The organism is Brevibacillus choshinensis (assembly GCF_016811915.1).
Lineage (GTDB): Bacteria > Bacillota > Bacilli > Brevibacillales > Brevibacillaceae > Brevibacillus > Brevibacillus choshinensis_A.
Genome location: NZ_CP069127.1, coordinates 2,991,058 through 3,010,775 on the forward strand (window position 1 = coordinate 2,991,058; position 19,718 = coordinate 3,010,775).

The following is a 19,718-nucleotide window of genomic DNA, read 5'->3' on the forward strand; positions in this document are numbered from 1 at the left end:
GCATAAAGTGAATAAGGAGGTTTACGCATGCCTGATCTTGTATTTCTTCGCGGCGAAGTGATTACTGCTGATGAACAGAATCGGATTTTGGAAGCGGTTGCAGTGAAAGGAAACAAAATTGTCGCCACAGGTACCACAGAGGAAATCGAACCCCTGATCGGACCACAGACAACTGTCATCGATTTGAACGGAAAAAGCTTGTTGCCCGGTTTTATCGATTCGCATTTGCATCTGTCGTCATACGGCATCGACAAATTGGGAGTGAGCTGCAAGGCACCCCATATCCAATCGCTGCACGATATTTTACAGGATGTACGTGAAAAAGCATCCGAGCTTCCGGCAGGCAAATGGGTCCGTGCCTGGGGCTTCAATGAGACGAAAATCACGGAACAACGTTATCCGACCAAAGAGGAATTGGACCAGATTTCCACAGAGCATCCCATAATCATCATCCGAGCGTGCAATCACATTTCTGTAGTGAATTCAAAAGCGCTGGAAATCCTCTCGCTTCACAAGGATACTCCAAATCCGAAGGGAGGCATCATCGAGCGAGACCGCGAAGGAGAGCTTACCGGACGTTTACTGGAAAATGCCCATTTTCAAATTGCCAAGGGAGTAACTTATACCGAAGAAGAGCTGTCGCATGCCTTGAAGCTCGCATCCGATGATTATGTGGCAGCTGGCATCACAAGTATTCATGATGCCGGCTGCATGGACTCCGACAGTTTTCGTCTCATGCACCAAGCGGTTCGGAACGGACTCGTCAACGTGCGGATTTATGCGATGGCCTGTGTAATGGATAGTCCCGAATTGTTTTTGGAGAGCATGATTGGTGCCGGTATGGCGACGGGCGTAGGGGATGAGCGGTTCAAAATCGGTCCGGCGAAGCTGTTCACGGACGGAAGCAGCAGCGGTCCAACGATCGCGACTCGCAAACCATATACAAGCGATTCGGAAAACTGCGGCATCCTGTACTACTCGCAGGAAGAGCTGAACCGTCGACTAGGGGAAGCTCATAGAATAGGATTTCAGATCACGGCCCACGCCCAAGGTGACCGTGCCATTGAAATGGTGCTCGATTGCATCGAGGCCGCCCAGCAGGAGCATCCTCGCCCGGACGCTCGACCTCGGATTGAACATGCCGGTATCTCAGAACCTGATCTGCTGGAGCGGATGAAACAGCTTGGCGTCGTCCCGATACCCAATCCTGCTTTTTTCTATGAATACGGGGAAGGATACGTCCACAACTACGGCGAGCGGGTGAATCAGATGTACCCGATGCGGGATTTCATGGAGCGGGGGATCATTGCGGCTATCGGCTCCGACAGTCCGGTGACGGATTACCGGCCGCTTTTCGGCATTCAGGCAGCGGTAAACCGGACCAGCAAGCAAGGACGTAAGATTGGAGTAGGTCAAACCGTTACGGTACTGGATGCGATACGTGCCTATACGTGGAATGGCGCATACGCAAGCTTTGACGAGCACCGGAAAGGGAGTATCGAAGCGGGTAAACTGGCAGATCTGGTCATCTTGGACAGCAGCATCTTGCGTGCGGATCCAGCTCGAATCGCTGATCTGTGCGTGCACATGACGATCATCGATGGTGAAATCGTCTATCAAGCAAAGTAACCAGCGAAAAACGGTAGCCCGCGCTACCGTCTTTTCCGTTTATTTCATCCGAGCCACATACATGAGGGAGTGAAGCTTTTCGTTCCCGGTATGATAATCAAAGAAAATGCCCGGATCTGTGCAGGCACCGAGGTGTTCCTGTTGAGTGATTTGGAAACCGTTGATGGCTAACTGATCTTTCAGGTAATTCTGATGCAAGATACAGTCGTGTGAATTTGGATATATAGCGGAGATGTTTTTCAATGATTTGGCCGAACTTTCATAGTATGAGTATCCTCCGACAATGGTGGACGCGCTATGAAAATAGTCTTTGAGCACTTGAATCGGAAAGTGTGGATTGAGAAGCGAGAAATCATTTGTAGTAAAGCTATCGACAAAGACATCGATGCAATTCGCTTTCAATGGCAGATTTAGATCTGTATTCAATATGTAGAGCGCGTTAATCTTATGGTTCATTCGTTCGATTCTTTTTTTCATTTTCTTGAGCATCGCATGGGAATAGCCGCTGAATACATAGAAGGCACGGGTATCCAGAGCATCGATGTATTTGGGGAGGGAAACAACCGCATCAACATTTGTTTCCACGACTACTTTGTTTTTCAATTCAGTCTGCTGCAGTGTTCTTTGGAACCATGCATTGCTTTTTTCAAAAATGTTAATCATTCCGGGACTGATCTCTTTAATCGTTTCTTTATCGTAATAATAAGACGGATACGGAGATGTCTCGTACAAGTTTGCCGTAATGATCATGCCGTCTTCGATCGCTGCCTCGTACCCACAGGAGCATGCTAAACTGCCAGATTGAATGTAGACTTCCTTTATCATGACATCTTTCAGTGTTAGCGGAATACGGCACTTCGGGCAGTGGAGCAAATGCACAAAAGAAAGGGAGATTCCCGTCACACTCTCGTCTTTGACTGTAGGAGTGCTGATTCGGACTGCTTTTTCAATGGACAGGATCGCCTTTGATATGTTTTCTCTTTCTTTTATCAGCTGGTTCTTCTTCTCCATGAGCAAATTGTTGTAGTAGTCGATGTCCTCATGGTCTGAAAAGTTCGTGACGCGCCGATAGGAAATCAATTGTTGGATTTCTTGCAACGAAAAATGGTATTGCTTCAATTCGGTAATGAAAGTCATATCGTCTAGACACATTTGATTCATTTGATACTGCGTGTTTTTTTTATCTGGGAGCAATAATCCCAGTTCAATGTAATACCGGACCGTATCCGTTGACACAGAGAACAGCTTTGCGAATGCACCGATTTTCATAGACGCCCCCATGGAAAATGAAAAAAGTGGAGTAACTCCATTTTTTTGTGAAAACGTTATCAAAAAACATTGTAAAAGGCTATTGACTGGGAGAATGCTCCATTTACTATGATGAACTCACAAAAGCGAGATTATTCTGACGGTATTGTAACACACCCGTCACATAAGGAGAAGAACAGCACATGGACAAGATGGATCGAATGGACACTCTCTCACTGTGGACAGCGACTGCCAATCTCTATCAAAAAGGAAAGCCGCTGGAAGAGCATGAAGAGGCAGATGTTGTGATTATCGGAGCGGGTTTCACAGGAATTTCTTCTGCCTATCATCTGCAAAAAGCAGGGAAGAATGTCATCGTCCTCGAGCAAGAATCGATCGGGTATGGGGCAAGCGGCCGTAACGGGGGGATGGTATTGCCTGGCTATAAGCCAACGATGCAGGAGCTTGCCAACAAATATGGTGTCGACGAAGCGAGACAGCTGAACGCGCTCTCTCTGGCGAGCATTGAACTGGTGAAATCGCTTGTAGAAGCTCATCGAATCAGCTGCGATTTTCGACAGACCGGCCATATTGTAGCGGCTTATAAAGCCAAGCATTTTGAAGCATTGAAACGTGAAAGCGAATACGTAAACAAGCACTTCGGCTATGCATCAACCTTACTTGATCGCAGTCAATTGCACCAAGAGCTAGATTCCCCCGTGTATCATGGGTGCTTGGTCGACAACATGAGCTACTCGTTCCAGCCCCTGAATTATGCGATCGGCCTGGGGGAAGCTGCCAAGTCGCTCGGAGCACGAATCTTTGAGCATACGAAAGCACTTTCGATCGAGTACGGGCGATATTGCGTAAAAGTATCAACCGAGAAAGGTGCTGTTACAGCGAAGGACATTATCGTCGCAACAGATGGTTACTCCGGAAAAATCATGAAGGAACTGAACAAAGGCGTATTGCCGATATCGGCACGTCTGATCGCGACGGAGCAGCTGCCGAAATCAATAGTGGATGCAGTCATCCCAAAAGATCGCATGGTGTTTGACACAAGCAATTTTCTCTACTATTTCCGACGCACGCCAGATCATCGAATCGTGTTTGGCGGAGGAGACATTCGTCCAAACCTGGGTGATGCCGTCTATCGAAGTGTTTACGATGCGATGGTTGCGATCATGCCAAAACTGGCAGGTTGCAAAATCGAATATCGGTGGGGTGGTTTCATCGGAGTTACGCTCGATACCTTTCCGGTGATTGGCAGATCCCAAGAAGGCGCGTACTTTGCCGCGGGTTATACGGGTCACGGTGCTTCTCTCTCGACGCTGATGGGGAAATTACTCGCTCAATGGATCGTTACAGGGGATGCAGGCGGATATCGGTTCGAGAAAGAACGCCTCAAAGCCTTCCCCTTCTATAATCAGAAAACGATGCTGGTCAATTTGGCGCATTACGGGTTTAAATTGCTCGATATGATTGGCTAAAGGAGAGTTGTCTTTGAAGATGAACATGTATATTGACGGGGCCTGGGTAGAAGCGTTATCTGGTGAGAGAAGAGACATTATCAATCCCGCGACCGGGGAGGTAATCGCCACTGCGGCAGATGGCTCCTGCGCTCGCCGCCGGAAATACAATTGTGATAAAGCCTGCCGAAATCACTCCTGCAAGCGTAGTCAGAATGTTTGAAATCATGGGGGAAGTCGGCCTGCCTGCGGGTGTCGCTAATCTGGTATTGGGGCCAGGAGCTACGGTAGGGAATGAACTAGCCGAGAGCCATGACGTCGACAAGATCGCTTTTATCGGCGGAACAACAACCGGACAGAGCATCATGCGTGCAGCCGCAGGCAATATGAAAAAAATGACGCTAGAACTGGGCGGAAAATCCCCGCTGATCGTGTTTGATGATGTGGATTTGGAGACGGCAGTAGATCACGCCTTGTTCGGTATATTCCACAATGCCGGCCAAGTTTGCTCGGCTGCTTCTCGGTTGCTCGTGCAAGAATCGATGTACGATCGGTTCATCGATAGACTGGCCGAGCGAGCAAATAAAATCGTAGTTGGCAATGGGAAAAGTGAGAGCGTGGAAATGGGGCCGCTTGCAAGTGAATCTCATATGAATAAGGTCTTGGATTCCATCAAGTACGGAAAGGAAGAAGGCGCCAGGCTCGTTTGCGGTGGCAACCGCTTGACAGCAAATGGGCTGGATAAGGGATATTTCATCGCCCCTACCATCTTTGCTGATTGTAATGGGAATATGCGTATTGTCCGAGAAGAGATTTTTGGCCCCGTACTCATTGTTCAACCGTTTACGGATGAAGAGGATGCGATTCATAAAGCGAACGATACCATTTATGGATTGGCGGGCGCCGTATTTACGGAAGATATCGATCGGGCAAAACGCGTCATTCATCGATTGCGTGCGGGAATTACATGGATTAACAGTTATCATCAGGCGTATACGGACAGTCCATGGGGAGGCTACAAGCAAAGCGGAATCGGTCGGGCATTAGGATCTGACGGACTGAAGCATTTTATGGAGACAAAGCAAATCAATATCCACCGGCACGCTAAGCCTGTTGGTTGGTATGCAAATTAACCCGGCTGAACTAGCTGTATAAAAAATGTATAAGGGGAAATGCATATGGGAAAAGTGGAGACTCACCCTCCATCGGAGACTGTACCAGCTGCTGATTCCATTCTGGGTACGAAAAGTATTCCCATCCTCTATTTGCGTTTTGCTCTCGCAGGAATCATGGCGAATGCGATTTTGGGGGTCGTAGCGGTAGTCGATGGTTATTTCGTCAGTGGCTTTCAGGAACTGGAGGTCGAGGGGATCGGGATTGGATTTACAGTCATGGTCATTACCCGTATGCTTGGCGTGCTATTTGGAGTAGGTGCAGGAGCGGTGATTTCTCTGCGCCTGGGAAAAGGAAAAATAGAAGAAGCCAGAAGCATCATGGGGCAAACGTTATGGTTTACTCTTTTCCTATCCAGTCTGCTGGCGATCCTGGGATTGCTCTTCGAAAATCAGATCATGATGTTATTCGGAGCTAGTGTCGAGTCACTTCCCTATGCGGTGGAATACAGCCGTTTGCTATGGATTTCATTACCGGTAACGATTTTGGCAGTGGTACTGAGCATTTTAGCCAATATCGATGAAAAGCCCATATTGTCGATGAACAGTTGGTTAGTGGCAGCAGTTGTTGCCGGGATCACGGAATGGGTGATGGTAGAGAAGTATGACATGGGGATGATGGGTTCCTCCTGGGCGAATACCATTTCGCAATCAATACCTGTTTTGCTGATCATCTATTTCTGGTTCGGCAAAACAAAGCTGAAGCCAAAGTGGAAAGACAGGAAGATAAAATGGAAGACGATCGGGGAGGTGGCTTGGACAGGATTCGCCTCGTTCTCCAGTCAGTTGATGATGTTCTTCGCCATTATATTCTTCAACAACTTGCTGCAAAGCTACGGTGGTGGGTTGCACGTCGCCGCTTTCACGATTCAAAACGGTTATATCACCAATCTGCTCGCGTTGGCAGCACTTGGCGGAATGACCGGGCTCCAACCGATCATCAGTTACAATTACGGCGCAGGAAACTTTGCGCGGGTGAAACAAGCGATTCAGATGGGACTCATTTTTACCGTTTCCTTCTTTGTAATCTTGACCGCCATCATGATCCTGTTCGCAGATCCGATCGTGTCGTTTTTTTCCGGCGGGAATCCGGAATTGCAGCAACTCGGCACGTGGACGACCGTCGTATTCAATTCGCTGTTTACGCTGAACGCAGTCAGTCTCCTTATCTCCGGTTATTTTGAATCACAAGAGCGAAACTGGACAGCTACCTTTATCAATGTCAGCAAAATGCTGTTATTCGCTTTCCCGTTTCTCTTTATTTTCCCGAAAATATGGGGAGTAAATGGAATCTGGTACTCGGGTCCTGCGTCCGAAATACCCGGCGTTCTCATCGCCATTTACTTTATTCGAAAAGAGTTCAAGCTATTAAAGGATAAGTCTGCTACCACAGCACGTGTAGAGCAAGCAATGGAACAGCGATTCATTTGAAAGGGAGAGGATCTAGATGTTCTTAGCGAAAAAACTGACCACACAAGAGGCTCAACAACTTGGTGTTGACACATGGGAACCATGGGTAGGCGAACCGAATAAAGGCACATGGCATGTAGAGGAGCAAGAAGTTTTCTACGTAACAGACGGTGAAGTGTTTATTACTGTTGAAGGAGAAACACATCACATTACAAAGGACTGGGTCGTTTCCTTGCCGAAAGACCTTGTCTGTGAATGGGATTGCCCGAATTTTTTGAAAAAGAACTACAAGATGAACCATGACATCCTTCAAAATCGATCTGAATAACGAGCTTCCAAAAACGGGTGAGAAACATACGGTCCTTACCCGTTTTTACATTTCCTCGTCAACGCTCCTGCTCATTGAGACCAATTGCATACGGAAAGCGGTGGGGGATTGCAGTACTTTTTGGAGGGATCTACATGTTAAAGCCGACGGAAAGGATTGATAAGGGATGATGAATGTCAAAAAAGTGATGATTATTGGTGGAGGAATAGGAGGCTTGGTTACTGCATTACACCTTGCTCAGTCCGAAATATCCGTTCAAATTTTTGAAAGTGTGGAAGAGATCCGTGAGCTTGGAGTAGGTATCAATTTGCTTCCACACGCCGTTCGAGTTCTTGCTAATCTTGGGTTGATAGAAGAACTTGAGAAAGTGGGTCTGCCAACAGCAGAACTGATTTACCACAATAAGTACGGCCAACGCATTTGGGCCGAGCCGAGGGGGATCGCTGCCGGCTATCGTTGGCCCCAATATTCCCTCCTGCGAGGGAAGCTGCAAATGCTTTTTCTTCAGTCAGTCAAAGATCGTTTGGGGGAAAAGGCCGTAGTCACGGGGCATCATCTGGCTGCCTTCCAAACCGGCGAGCATGGGGTAGAGGCATCCTTTGTGAATCGCAAGACAGGTGCTCTGCTAGGTACACGACAGGCAGATATCCTAATCGGTGCTGATGGCATTCATTCTGCTGTACGCCGCAGCTTGTATCCAAATGAAGGAATCCCCAAATTCAGCGGAAGAATGCTTTGGCGCGGAATTACTCGGGCTGACTCCTTTCTAACCGGGCGTTCGATGATCATGGCAGGGCACCAGGATCAAAAATTTGTAGCCTATCCCGCCTGCCCACTAACCGCATCCCATGGCGCATCACTCATTAATTGGATTGCCGAACTGAGGGTTGGCGGCGATGCACCGCCGAGGAATGACTGGAATCGTCTGGCAGACAAGCGAGACTTCGCACCTGCTTTCTCGAATTGGAGATTTGATTGGTTGGATGTGGAAAAGTTGATCCAACAGACCTCGCTGGTTTATGAATTCCCCATGGTGGATCGCGATCCATTGCCGCGATGGAGTTTCGGACGTGTGACTCTACTCGGTGATGCTGCGCATCCCATGTATCCAATCGGATCGAATGGTGCTTCACAGGCGATCCTTGACGCGGAAGCATTGGGACAGGCATTGGCTCGCAACCCAGATGCGATAAGCGCACTTGCCCAATATGAAGAAGTCCGGATGAAACCCACTGCGGCCATCGTGCAAAGCAACAGGGAAATGGGCCCTGAGAAAGTGATGCAAATCGTAGAAGAACGTGCTCCACATGGATTTGCAAAACTTGAGGATGTCATTGCCAGGACGGAACTGGAACAAATCTCCACTCAGTACAAACGACTTGCCGGTTTTGATCCCGACTTGTTGAACAAACATGGCGCATTTGATAGAGGGGGAGTGAGCGAAACATGATTGAACATATCGTATTGGTCAAGTTCTCACCGAACACCTTGAAGGAACATATCGACGAGGTGATTCGACGCACCAAAGCATTGCGCGGAGTGATTCCAGGACTTATCGACCTGCAAGAAGGACACAACTTTTCAGCGCGGAGCCAAGGCTATGAATTGGGATTGACGGTTCGTTTCACAAATATAGAGTCACTTGATCAGTATCAAGTCCATCCAAAACACAAAGAAATTCGCAAATATATGAATGAGATTGGTTTACTCGACATCATCGTTGTCGATTTTGAAATCGATTAGCTCGAATCGACAAGGATGCTTCCGGGACGAGAGGGGAAACGGCATTTCCTGCAGAAACGTTGAAAAAATGGATAGTCGATGCAGATAAAGAGGATTTTCGGATACGACTTCACGCACTACGGAGCCATGCGTCTAGCCTTTGATGCGTATGAAGAAGCTCAAAGGATCAATGGTAGAAAAGATACGCGTCATGCAATCGAACATATTGAGGTCATACATCCCGACGATATCCCGTGTTTTCTTGAGCTTGGAGTAATTGCTTCCATGCAGCCGAAACATTTGGCTGCGGCGGAAAAAAGCATGTATGCAGCGAGAATCGGGAAAGGTCGGGAACAATACACGTTTACGCTTCATTCTCTGCAGAAAGCGGGGGCAACTTTGGCAATAGGGAGTAACTTTCCGGTTGTACCGTTAAAGGGTAATATCGAGTGAGTGCTGAACAGGCTGTGGACATATATATGTCTTCAGCCTGTTCGTTCGATAAAGAGCTATTATTTCATCAAAAATTGCATCCGCTTTCGTATGACCGAGAAAGCTAATGGCGCGTTTATACTTCAAAGAATCGTCCATCAGCAACAGCGGAGATACAAAAAAACAAACAACAACAATTCGTGTTTGTTATATATTAAACGAAATGACTATTCGTTTGTCAATTTGGTAAAAACGTGTTGACTAAACGATGACCTCCAAGATAAACTGAGGCAGTCATTTAGTAAATCGAAAGAGGGGCAAAAAAATGAAAATACCCACAACTTTGAAACATAAGCCTGTTATCGTGTCGGAAAACTATGAGCAGGTTGACGGCAGATTAGCCAGGAACACAGATGCAAAAGCTCTTTCTCTAGGATTGATCCAGGGGAACGACGGAGGAAAGGCCAATCTTTCTGCCAAGGTATGGAGATCCACAGGAGAAAACTGGTCGAGTGAATCGGAGGAAATGCCTCTGCACCGCGTTCTGGATATGTCCATTCTGATTTGTCGGTCGTTGGCACATTTTCGCGAAGCTTACAGATATGAGCTTTTATATGACCCTCAGGAACCCATCATCGACCGGGTTGCCTTGCAGGGGAGTGCAATGACCGTGGCAATATGTACGGACAATGAGAGAATTCATGAAGATATGAAGCTGTTCAGCCAAGCTCTGAGTGACGACGATGAGATGATCAGCGAACGTCTGCGCATGTTATCTAGAATTTTAAAGGATATGGGGTATTGAAATGTTTTCGAATCGTTATGTTCGAACGATTATCCTCTCCCGAGTGATGTTGCAGCTGGGGATTTGGATCCGGAATTATGCAGTCCTTCTGTTTGTTAGCGAATTGACGAATAATAATCCAGTCTATGTATCACTCATATCGGTTGTGGAATTCGCTCCGATCTTTCTATTCGGCCTTATTGGCGGGACCTTTGCTGACCGATGGAGGCCGAAGCGGACAATGGTTTGGAGCGATCTGCTGTCTGCCTTGTCCGTTGGAGCTGTGCTGCTTGCACTCATGAACGGTGGATGGATTGCCCTTCTCATCGGAACATTTATTTCCGCCAGCCTGTCTCAATTTTCTCAGCCTTCTGCCATGAAACTCTACAAGCGGCATGTTTCAGTTGAACAACTGCAGGGCGTGATGGCAATGTCACAGACTCTTGTTGCTGTCTTTATGGTTTTGGGTCCGGTCATCGGCACGTTTATTTTCATACAGTTTGGAATGAATGCCTCCCTGATTGTGACGGCCATTCTGTTCTTCGGTTCTTCCCTTGTATTAGCTACGCTTCCTCGAGACGCGGAAGAACCGAAGTCTGGCGATGCAGGCGGCTTCATTAAGGAGTTGAAAGCCGGTCTTCGCTATATCGGGTCCAATGAATCCTTACGAACGCTATGTTTGACTTTCTCGGCTGTCGGATTAGCATCGGGACTGACTCAGCCGCTTCCGATCTTCCTTGTCATCGAGAACTTGGGACAGGACAAACCATTTCTTCAGTGGTTGGTTATGACCAATGGGGCAGCCATGTTGGTCGGAGGAGCTGTCATCATAGGGATGTCCAAAAAGGTGAAGCCGCAGCTGTTGCTCTTCATGGGTTTGCTTGTCACTGCCGTTTGTACGATCGGAATAGGTGCCTCTACAAAGATTTGGCTGACAATGATTCTGTTGGTGATCAGCGGTTTCTTTTTCCCTTGTATTCAAGGCGGAATTCAGACGCTTATCGTACGAAACACAGAAGGGGCATTTATTGGCCGGGTATCGGGAGCGATCATGCCTGTTTTCATGGGGATGATGGTGATTGGCATGTTTATATCCGGCTATTTGAAGGATACGTTTTCTCTGGTTGCGGTTTATGTGGTGAGTGGAGTTTTGACTGTGATCGGAGCGTCTTTGCTCTTCCCTCTTATGGTTCAGAGAAGAAGCAAGGATGAGAAACGCACAGCATTTTGACGGAGTGGAGGAGACGTGTGATGACTGAAAATAGAGAATATGAGTTGTCACCTGAAAGACAGCTCACTGATGAAGAAAAAAGGCTTGTATGGAAAAAGCCATTAACTCATAAGGTCAGCGAAGAAGAGCGGCGCATTAGTAAAGAAATAAAGCGCAACTGGAATCGCGGGGAAATGAAAATCGCCACTATTTTATTGGAAGGTGACGCCGGTTCCGGTAAAACACAACTGGCAAAAGCATTATCGGCTAATTTCGGGTTGCCGTATACAAAAGTGACTTGTTTTAACGATATGGATAAATCGGATATTATTGGGGCTATTCTGCCGGTGATTTCGTCTGAACGTATAGAGAAAATGGAGCCTGCGGAGCAAACCGCATGGAAAGCGTTATATGAAAGCAATGGGTTTCAAAGCGTAACGGAAATTTTGACGGACGCACTGGGGATTACTCAGGAACAGGCCGCCTTGAAGATGAAGCAAATACTGAAGCTTGCGGCGGAAAGCACCGATGGCGAAGCGGTTGAGTACCGATTTTACCCTTCGGAGATCGTCAGAGCCTATCAAAAAGGTTATCTTCTGGAAATCCAGGAGCCCAATGTCATTCGTGATGCTGCGGTGTTAATGGCATTAAACTCTGCCTTGGAGCTGGATGGGAGCATCAATCTTCCCACCGAGATCATACGCAGACACCCAGACTTCATAGCGGTTATCACGACAAACCGCAGTTATTCGGGAATCAGACCGCTGAACGAAGCGCTGCGCGACAGGGTTCAGCATACGGAAAAGATGGACCTGCCGACCAAACAAATCATGATCGAACGCGTGATGGCCAAAACCGGCTTTCAAGATGAAAGGATGTTGAGTGTCTTAGCGGATATCATTATGATTTTGGACAAAACTGCCCGGGCCAATGCGATCAAGGGCGTGGCGGGAATGCGTTCATTTTTTTACTGGGCAGATGCGATTGCCGGGGGAGCTTCCGCAAAAGAATCTCTTTATCATAAGGTCATCTACAAGATCACCACCGATTCGGAAGAAATAAAGCTTTTGGAAGAAGCACTTAACAAGCATGAGCTGATTGCCAGCTTAGAAGAAGCCCGGATTGAACAAAAAAAAAACGAAAATCTGACGATGCCGTAGAGATCAGGACATGGGGAGATATCGACGACAGCGGTTTTGACCATGACAACCATGGTGAGAAAAAGGGAATCACACTACAAAAGTCTGCTGAGAGCGATGAAAGCTCTTCTCATGACTCGGATGATTCTACCCATGTGGAAGGTTCGAGTATAGGGGACAATGGCTCACCGAAATATCATCAGGCAAATCCGGAATCCACGTCAGAGGAAGCGAAACGAAAGGAACGCGATTTCCGAAAAAAGCTGAATCAAGAAGCAAGAGAGGTTAATTCCTATTCCATCCATAAAAAGGTAAGGCTCATTGTTCACCGTCCAGACTGTGATTTGGAAGACTACCAGGAATATGTCCGTCTCAGTCATGGAATCATGCCAATCGTGCAAGAGCTTGCAAGAAAGACACGTCCGTACTTGGAACATGAGATCTCTTCCGACTTTGCGAGAAATCGTTACTATGGCAGCAAATTTCAGGCAGACAGCGTCGCTTATAGGGATTACAAGCATTTTGCCAAGAAACTTCCTCCGACTGATTCCCCATCTCTTGTGGTTGGTCTAAGGGTTGATGAATCCGCATCTATGTCAGCCTTCGGGAGATTAGAGGCAGCAAAACGAGCCGTGATAGCGGTATATGAATATTGTCAGCTTTGTCATATTCCCATTTTGATCTACGGCGATACTGCGGATGCTTCCAAGATGGAGCAAATGTCCATCTTTGCCTACGCCGACCCTGATAAAATGGATGCCAATGATCGCTTCAGGTTAATGAAGATTCGAGCCAGAAGTAATAATCGCGATGGAATGGCTCTTAGAATTATGGCGGAACGCTTATCCGGTTCCCCTCAAAAGACAAAACTGTTGATAAGCATAAGTGATGGACAACCGAAAGCAATGGATGACTATGCCGGAAGTTATGCTGTTACAGACATGCAACAGACCATTCAGGAATATGAACGGAGGGGAATTGCATTTCTTGCAGCCGCAATAGGTCAAGACAAGGATGTGATTAGTGAAATCTATGGAAATGAAAGATTTTTGGATATTACCAATTTACAGGAGTTCCCTGCAAGGTTAGTTCGGATGATTGCTCGGTATTTGTAATGTCCAAGATTTCCATGATCCAGGGACAAAAATCATGCTGTACGTGTACAGAAGAAGCTGGTTATTTCCTCTAAACAACGATGGTCGGATACTCGTTGCCGGGATCAACAGCGGTCTTAACGTGTTTTCGATCGATTTCCAATATCAGAAAAAACCGACGGGCTTTGTGATGGTTCCAATAGGCGAGAAGAAGATTATGGCTTGCGAGCGGGCAAACATCGAGATTTGCAGGCTCGGGCCGCGCCTGTTTTCCGTATTGGACTATTCCGGATACCTGTTTGAAGTGAAGGAAGATTACTCGGTAGTAAAGCTCAATAATTGGATACCCGGGAACCCCGATTTTTACGGAATCGTTCCCTGGGAGGATCACATCGGATATTTGCTGACCGATAGCGTGAGCACGTCTGGTCGGTTGTCCGTCACCAAGCTCGCCTATTTGGACGGTTGGTTCCGCCAGACGGGAAAAGCACGCACGCAATCTGAGATAGCTACGAAAAATATCATCCAATTCCAGAAGCTGGGCAAGTACGGTGAAGTGCCGAAAATGTCTTCTTATACGAGCTTCGTTTATATTAATTAGCCCGATAATGTCTATTATCGGGCCTAACTGTAGAAAATCTTCAAAACATCCTTGCGCAAGAGGGAGAGCCTATCAGTAGGATCGGCTAAAGGATTCCACTGCGCTCGTGGTAGTGAATGGGCAGGCCACCCTTTTACGAATGAGAATTTGAATTCTGAATAAAGGGTAGTCAGTTCCCGACTTTCCAGAGATATCTTAACGGTGACACGCTTATTTGATAAAACTTAACGCTACTCCAATTGAATATGGTACTAACCATAGAATCCATACGAACAGACTAAATGTATGGAATTGCTTGATCTGATTTTCTTTCTTCTTCCATAATACGTAGCATGCCCATACAGTGTGAAAGAACATCAGGACCAGAGCTATCAATCCCGTTATGCCATGCAAATTAAGAGTTGAACTGTCCGCGAGAAACTTCATAAAAGTGGTTCCTACGGTATCAAAGAAGAGCCCAAGCCCAAAATAGGCAAGGTGATTCGGTTTAAGCCGCCCAGATCTCTTTTCGCTCCATACACCAATAGTATATGAGAGTAAAGCAAGGTTGATAAAAATAACAGCGAATAGTAACAACGCAGATCATCTCCTGTTCTCTTTATTGATAACGCGTTTGATTGTAGTACACGGATATGAACAACAGATGAACAAACGTATGTATTTATTCTCCAGTCCGAGCCCTTCAGCAAAGTCCTTATAAGGAAGTCCACTGCATTTCACTTGAGTGAGTCTTGCTTTCCGTCTTTGTCATTTATTATTCATCTGTCGTTCACATTGAACTGCTATATTGACCACATTGGGCTGGTCAAACGGTAAACAAAACCGCGTGACTGGTGAGGAGACCACTCATGATGAGTGGACTTGTTGCGCTGTGGTTTGTTGTTCTAGTAACATGGTGAACAACAGTTTTCGCATGCAGAAAGAGGTTGAAGTGAAAGGGGGAAGTACAAATGAAAATCCCAATACTCATTGCGGATGACGATCCGCATCTCCGGGAATTGCTGCGATATTATTTGACGAGAGAGGGGTATGAAGTCCGGGATGCTCCTGATGGCCAGATCGCATCAGACATTCTCGAACAGGAACAGATTTACCTAGCAGTGGTTGATGTGATGATGCCAGGAAAAAATGGATGGGAACTTTGCCGGGAGATCCGTGAAAACTTCGACATCCCTGTTATCCTGCTCACTGCCAAGGGAGAAGTAAAGGATAAAGAGAAAGGGTTTCTGGCAGGTACCGATGATTACCTCACCAAACCGTTTGAACCGCAGGAACTGCTTTATCGCATCAAAGCACTGCTCCGGCGCTATCAAATGGTAAACAAGAAAGTCATCGTATTCAATAGAACGGTCATCGATCGGATCAGCCATGTGGTGAAAGTTGGGGAAGAATCTGTTCACCTACCATTAAAAGAGTTCGAGCTTCTTGTCCAATTAGCAAGCTTTCCTGACAGGACATTCACCAGGACCCAATTACTCGAACTTATTTGGGGCATTGATTATGAAGGGGACAGCCGAACCATTGATGTGCATATTAGACGGCTGCGCGAGAAGTTTGCGGATAAGACGGATGACTTTGTCATTTCTACAATCCGAGGTTTGGGTTATAAGTTGGAGGTGCGCAAGGTGTGAAGTCCCTTTACGTTAGGCTTGTCCTGACCTTTATATTCATTGTATTTATAAGCGGGTCACTAGGCTTTTTGCTGTCTAATTGGTATTATCAGCAAAACCTGAAGTCGTACAACGAGCAGAAAATCATGCGACTTGGTGAAGAAATGATCTCCTTGTATGAGCAAGATCCCTCACAAGATTTGCATGGATTTCTAACGCGGATTGCCAATATGAATTTTCAACTTTACTTAGTCGATGAAGGAGGAAAAGGAACATTATTCGGTGCGCCTTTCAAGGATCATGAGATTGACCCTGCGATTTCCAAAAGAGTACAAGCCGGTAATGTGTACAGGGGAATTTCGGAGGAAAAACATGGCTTATTTGTAACAGGATTTTTTGAGAATACCCTAAAAAACAGCATCGGCCTTCCCTTGAGATCAAATGGAAAGACGTATGCGCTTTTTCTACGCCCCAATATTGAGCAGCAGTTTGGGGAAGTTCACATCTTGTTCGCGATGCTGCTGGCCTCCTCTTTTCTGTTAAGTATTTTCTTTATACTGATTTTAACCCGATATCTTGTGAGGCCGATTCAGGGATTGACGAAGGCAACGAGAAAACTGGCGGAAGGAAATTATAGTATTAAGCTTGATATTTCCCGTAAGGACGAGATCGGGGATCTAGCCACCAACTTTATGCATATGACAAACTCACTGAAACAGCTTGAGGAAATGAGGCAAGAATTTGTCTCCAACGTCTCACATGAAATTCAATCACCGCTAACATCTATTCAAGGCTTTTCCCAAGCAATTCGAACAGGTGACGTTACAGAAGAGCAAAAAGAAGCATACCTTGCCATCATTGAACAGGAAAGCAGGCGTTTGTCATCGCTAAGCAAACAACTCCTGACCCTGGCTTCCCTGGAGAAAGAAACAAATCTATATGAACCGTCTGTTTACCGATTGGACGAGCAAATTCGGCATGTATTGCTGATGCTCGAACAACAATGGCGAGGAAAGGGATTGGAAATTGATCTTGACTTACCGGAAGTAGTGATTTTTGCAGATCAACAGCTTCTTAGTCAGGTGTGGATCAATCTAATTTCCAACAGTATCAAATTTACCGGATCTGAAGGAACGATTTTCATCAGCATACGTGATGAAAAAGATATTACCGTAACGGTCAAAGACACGGGAATCGGAATTTCTGAAACGGAGCTGCAGCGTGTTTTCGATCGCTTTTACAAAGGGGATTCATCTCGAAATCGGAGCAGCACGGGCACTGGACTCGGGTTAGCCATCGTTAAGAAAATTGTGCAAGTAGCCGGGGGAAGTTTATCTATAGAGAGTGAGAAGGGGGAGGGAACCAGCATTACGGTGAGGCTACCAGGTGGGTCTGCATAATTTATCTTTCTCATCCCTCTGATGGAACGAATATCCTGGAATGTTAACAGCTTTCCAATGAGACCAGTGAACGGACATATGTCATAGACTGGTCTAATTGATTGAGAAAGGTTAGTCAATCGAATTTCCGTAGATGAGGCTCAAAGACGAGACGCGGGCCATGGTCATCTTGAATCACAGGGCACCAGCAATGAATAGCTGGTTATTATTCTTGCATACTCGCTCTAATTCTCGGGGTATCTACCAAAGCGCTTTGCAACGCGGGCGTTTTTGCTTGAGCGAGGGTAGCGTGTTGTGTGATAACATGGAAAATATTGCTGTGTCTTCCTATAGAGAGAAAATGACCATGGCGAATTGGGGAAGGGGAGAAGGAAATGTCCACGATTGAACAGATTACTGAGCATATCTGGATCATGCATGCAAGTCATGACACGGATCGTCCCATCTTAGCAGCCATTACGGGGGCCAGAAAAACCCTCTTGATGGATGCTGGAAATTCACCGGCGCATGCCGCGCTGTTTCGTCAGGAGTTGCAAAGGCTAGGTGTGCGCCTTCCAGATCTGCTCATACTGACTCATTGGCACTGGGATCATACATTCGGAATGTCAGCATGGGATCTACCTACCATCGCACAGGCAGAAACCGCACATTCATTGAGCAGACTGAAGGGGCTGGAATGGTCGGATGAAGTCATGGAACAGCTCTGTAAGGACGAGATCATCAATGCCAGCACTGTGGCGAACATCAGAAAAGAGTACGGGGTGAACAGGGACCGGATCCGAATAATCGAGCCGGATATCCTATTCGATGACTCGATCACGATCGACCTCGGTGGTGTGACATGTCAGGTGAATCGAGTCGGAGGAGATCATTCGGAAGATTCGTGCTATGTATACGTAAAAGAGGATCAAACGTTGTTCCTCGGAGATGCCTTGGGTCCCTCTGTCTATGGCGGACCTCGCAGTTATACAGCCTCCCGTTTTCTTCGCTTGTTGAAGCAAGCGTACCAGTCTGAAGCAACCCTTTTCGTGGAATCGCACGGACGGCCGATGGATCGAGCTGCCTTTCAAAAGGAGCTCAGGGATTGGGAGCAGCTGGCACTGCTCGCAGAACAATATGGGCAAAACAGAGAACGGATCGCAACCGAGATGTGCAGCTTCCTCCAGGTGTCAAAGCTTCCTCATGATTTTTCAAAAGCGCTCGACTGGTTCATGGCCGGGTCTGCCAACCAATGATCCGATACATCGGCCTTTGATTTTGCCTACTAAAATCACAACGAACGCAGATTCACAGCCTCGATTCTTCGCCGTGAATCTGTGTTTTTTTGCAAGGGCGTAGGTCAAAGGGCTGACGGCTTCAAACTTTACCGATCCAAGCAATCTGCTTATGACGTTCATACGAAATGAAAGGGCAGAATGTACATCAGCGCTGAGTTTTATTGCAGGTATGCATTCTGTAATTTTGTCTATAATACAAAGATAACTACGAGTCCGAAGTTAACTATTGAGAATGAGGTACTACATTCAAATGGTTCGAAATCCAATGACACGCAAAATGAACATGCTGATGACGAACAATATTCCCTTCACTCGTAATTATCAGCTGCAATTCATGTTCACGATCTATCTTGTTTTTTGGATCGTAACGGCTATTTCTCCAACCGATCGTTCGCAATGGTTCATGGAAAGCATACTTCCCGTAGGAACCATCATATTCTTAGCAGCTACTATGAAGAGATTTCAGTTTACCAATTTATCGTACGTGCTCATGTTACTCTTTTTAATTCTCCATACATACGCCGCGCATTATACCTATCAACATACTCCATTTGACATATGGTTGAAAACTCATTTTCATACACAACGAAGCTACTTTGATCGAGTCGTCCACTTTGCATTCGGATTATTTTTGACATACCCCATCAGAGAGCTATTGACCCGGGTTGCTACCATCCGCGGATTTTGGTCGTATGGAGTGCCTGTTGCAGTCGTTTTTAGCTTTAGTGCACTATTTGAGGTCGTTGAAATGGTCGTAGCTCTATTGGCTGGACAAGCAGGTGCAGATTATATGGGACTTCAAGGAGATATTTTTGACTCTCAGAAGGACATGAGCCTTGGATTGTTAGGGGGGATTGTTTCAATGGGAATTCTTGCAGGGATATTAAAATGGAGAAAAAAGAAATGATTTCCGTATGTAGGGCGTTTTAGAATGCAGAAGCTCTACTGGATGAGCACCTTCTTTTATCATCCGCACCAAAGACCCTTAGTTTTATCAAAGGGTCTATTTTTATTTTCAAACTTTTGTTTGAGGGAACCTGCAGACTCGTGAAATCCATACGTTCGATCAGTATGCGATCGTCAGTGAGCAGGTCAGACGCAACAACTTTAGTATTCAAAATCGACACGCAAGACGACTCGAGTCGGTTGATTTGTAACCGCGATTCCCCTAAGTACGTAATGGATGCCAGACA

The 19,718-nt window shown here is 46.4% G+C and carries 18 protein-coding genes and 1 pseudogene; 17 read left to right on the plus strand and 2 right to left on the minus strand.

What is annotated here, in order from left to right:
* Window positions 1-27 precede the first annotated feature (27 nt).
* Window positions 28-1,629, plus strand: coding sequence for an amidohydrolase (locus JNE38_RS15100; RefSeq protein WP_203357290.1), 1,602 nt, complete (start codon window positions 28-30; stop codon window positions 1,627-1,629).
* Window positions 1,630-1,668: 39 nt separating this feature from the next.
* On the opposite strand, the gene JNE38_RS15105 is transcribed toward JNE38_RS15100, so the two are convergent.
* On the minus strand, window positions 1,669-2,898 hold the full coding sequence (locus tag JNE38_RS15105; RefSeq protein ID WP_203357291.1) for a MerR family transcriptional regulator: 1,230 nt from the start codon (window positions 2,896-2,898) through the stop codon (window positions 1,669-1,671).
* A gap of 182 nt (window positions 2,899-3,080) precedes the next feature.
* On the opposite strand from JNE38_RS15105, the gene JNE38_RS15110 reads away from it, so the two are divergent.
* The 12 genes and pseudogenes from JNE38_RS15110 to JNE38_RS15165 all read left to right on the plus strand — a co-directional run bounded on the left by JNE38_RS15110 (window position 3,081) and on the right by JNE38_RS15165 (window position 14,238).
* Window positions 3,081-4,367, plus strand: coding sequence for an NAD(P)/FAD-dependent oxidoreductase (locus JNE38_RS15110; protein ID WP_203357292.1), 1,287 nt, complete (start codon window positions 3,081-3,083; stop codon window positions 4,365-4,367).
* A gap of 116 nt (window positions 4,368-4,483) precedes the next feature.
* A pseudogene (locus JNE38_RS15115) lies at window positions 4,484-5,479 on the plus strand (aldehyde dehydrogenase family protein); the annotation flags it as partial.
* A 45-nt stretch (window positions 5,480-5,524) separates the two neighbouring features.
* On the plus strand, window positions 5,525-6,949 hold the full coding sequence (locus JNE38_RS15120) for an MATE family efflux transporter (RefSeq protein WP_238933676.1): 1,425 nt from the start codon (window positions 5,525-5,527) through the stop codon (window positions 6,947-6,949).
* A gap of 16 nt (window positions 6,950-6,965) precedes the next feature.
* Window positions 6,966-7,256, plus strand: a complete 291-nt coding sequence (locus JNE38_RS15125; protein WP_203357295.1) for a cupin domain-containing protein — start codon at window positions 6,966-6,968, stop codon at window positions 7,254-7,256.
* Between the two features lie 166 nt (window positions 7,257-7,422).
* On the plus strand, window positions 7,423-8,706 hold the full coding sequence (locus JNE38_RS15130; RefSeq protein WP_203357296.1) for a flavin-dependent oxidoreductase: 1,284 nt from the start codon (window positions 7,423-7,425) through the stop codon (window positions 8,704-8,706).
* Complete coding sequence (locus JNE38_RS15135) at window positions 8,703-8,999, plus strand: Dabb family protein (RefSeq protein ID WP_203357297.1); 297 nt, start codon at window positions 8,703-8,705, stop codon at window positions 8,997-8,999. Before JNE38_RS15130 ends, JNE38_RS15135 begins: the two co-directional genes overlap by 4 nt.
* A gap of 126 nt (window positions 9,000-9,125) precedes the next feature.
* The gene (locus tag JNE38_RS15140) at window positions 9,126-9,431 is read left to right on the plus strand and encodes an amidohydrolase family protein (protein ID WP_238933677.1); all 306 of its coding nucleotides are present in this window, start codon (window positions 9,126-9,128) and stop codon (window positions 9,429-9,431) included.
* Window positions 9,432-9,735: 304 nt separating this feature from the next.
* Complete coding sequence (locus JNE38_RS15145) at window positions 9,736-10,215, plus strand: DUF6530 family protein (RefSeq protein WP_203357298.1); 480 nt, start codon at window positions 9,736-9,738, stop codon at window positions 10,213-10,215.
* A gap of 1 nt (window position 10,216) precedes the next feature.
* Complete coding sequence (locus JNE38_RS15150; RefSeq protein WP_203357299.1) at window positions 10,217-11,425, plus strand: MFS transporter; 1,209 nt, start codon at window positions 10,217-10,219, stop codon at window positions 11,423-11,425.
* A gap of 20 nt (window positions 11,426-11,445) precedes the next feature.
* Window positions 11,446-12,564 carry an AAA family ATPase gene (locus JNE38_RS15155; RefSeq protein ID WP_203357300.1) on the plus strand — a complete coding sequence of 373 codons (1,119 nt, stop codon included), beginning with the start codon at window positions 11,446-11,448 and terminating at the stop codon, window positions 12,562-12,564.
* 134 nt (window positions 12,565-12,698) lie between these two features.
* On the plus strand, window positions 12,699-13,658 hold the full coding sequence (locus JNE38_RS15160; protein ID WP_238933678.1) for a vWA domain-containing protein: 960 nt from the start codon (window positions 12,699-12,701) through the stop codon (window positions 13,656-13,658).
* A gap of 34 nt (window positions 13,659-13,692) precedes the next feature.
* The gene (locus JNE38_RS15165; RefSeq protein ID WP_203357301.1) at window positions 13,693-14,238 is read left to right on the plus strand and encodes a hypothetical protein; all 546 of its coding nucleotides are present in this window, start codon (window positions 13,693-13,695) and stop codon (window positions 14,236-14,238) included.
* Window positions 14,239-14,448: 210 nt separating this feature from the next.
* On the opposite strand, the gene JNE38_RS15170 is transcribed toward JNE38_RS15165, so the two are convergent.
* Window positions 14,449-14,814 carry an HsmA family protein gene (locus JNE38_RS15170; protein ID WP_203357302.1) on the minus strand — a complete coding sequence of 122 codons (366 nt, stop codon included), beginning with the start codon at window positions 14,812-14,814 and terminating at the stop codon, window positions 14,449-14,451.
* A gap of 374 nt (window positions 14,815-15,188) precedes the next feature.
* On the opposite strand from JNE38_RS15170, the gene JNE38_RS15175 reads away from it, so the two are divergent.
* From JNE38_RS15175 to JNE38_RS15190, 4 genes are all read left to right on the plus strand, one after another.
* Entirely contained in the window at window positions 15,189-15,869 is a 681-nt protein-coding gene (locus tag JNE38_RS15175) for a response regulator transcription factor (protein WP_203357303.1), read from the plus strand.
* Window positions 15,866-17,248 carry a sensor histidine kinase gene (locus JNE38_RS15180; protein WP_203357304.1) on the plus strand — a complete coding sequence of 461 codons (1,383 nt, stop codon included), beginning with the start codon at window positions 15,866-15,868 and terminating at the stop codon, window positions 17,246-17,248. Before JNE38_RS15175 ends, JNE38_RS15180 begins: the two co-directional genes overlap by 4 nt.
* A gap of 374 nt (window positions 17,249-17,622) precedes the next feature.
* On the plus strand, window positions 17,623-18,483 hold the full coding sequence (locus JNE38_RS15185; RefSeq protein ID WP_203357305.1) for an MBL fold metallo-hydrolase: 861 nt from the start codon (window positions 17,623-17,625) through the stop codon (window positions 18,481-18,483).
* A 292-nt stretch (window positions 18,484-18,775) separates the two neighbouring features.
* The gene (locus JNE38_RS15190) at window positions 18,776-19,432 is read left to right on the plus strand and encodes a DUF2238 domain-containing protein (protein WP_238933679.1); all 657 of its coding nucleotides are present in this window, start codon (window positions 18,776-18,778) and stop codon (window positions 19,430-19,432) included.
* Window positions 19,433-19,718 lie beyond the last annotated feature (286 nt).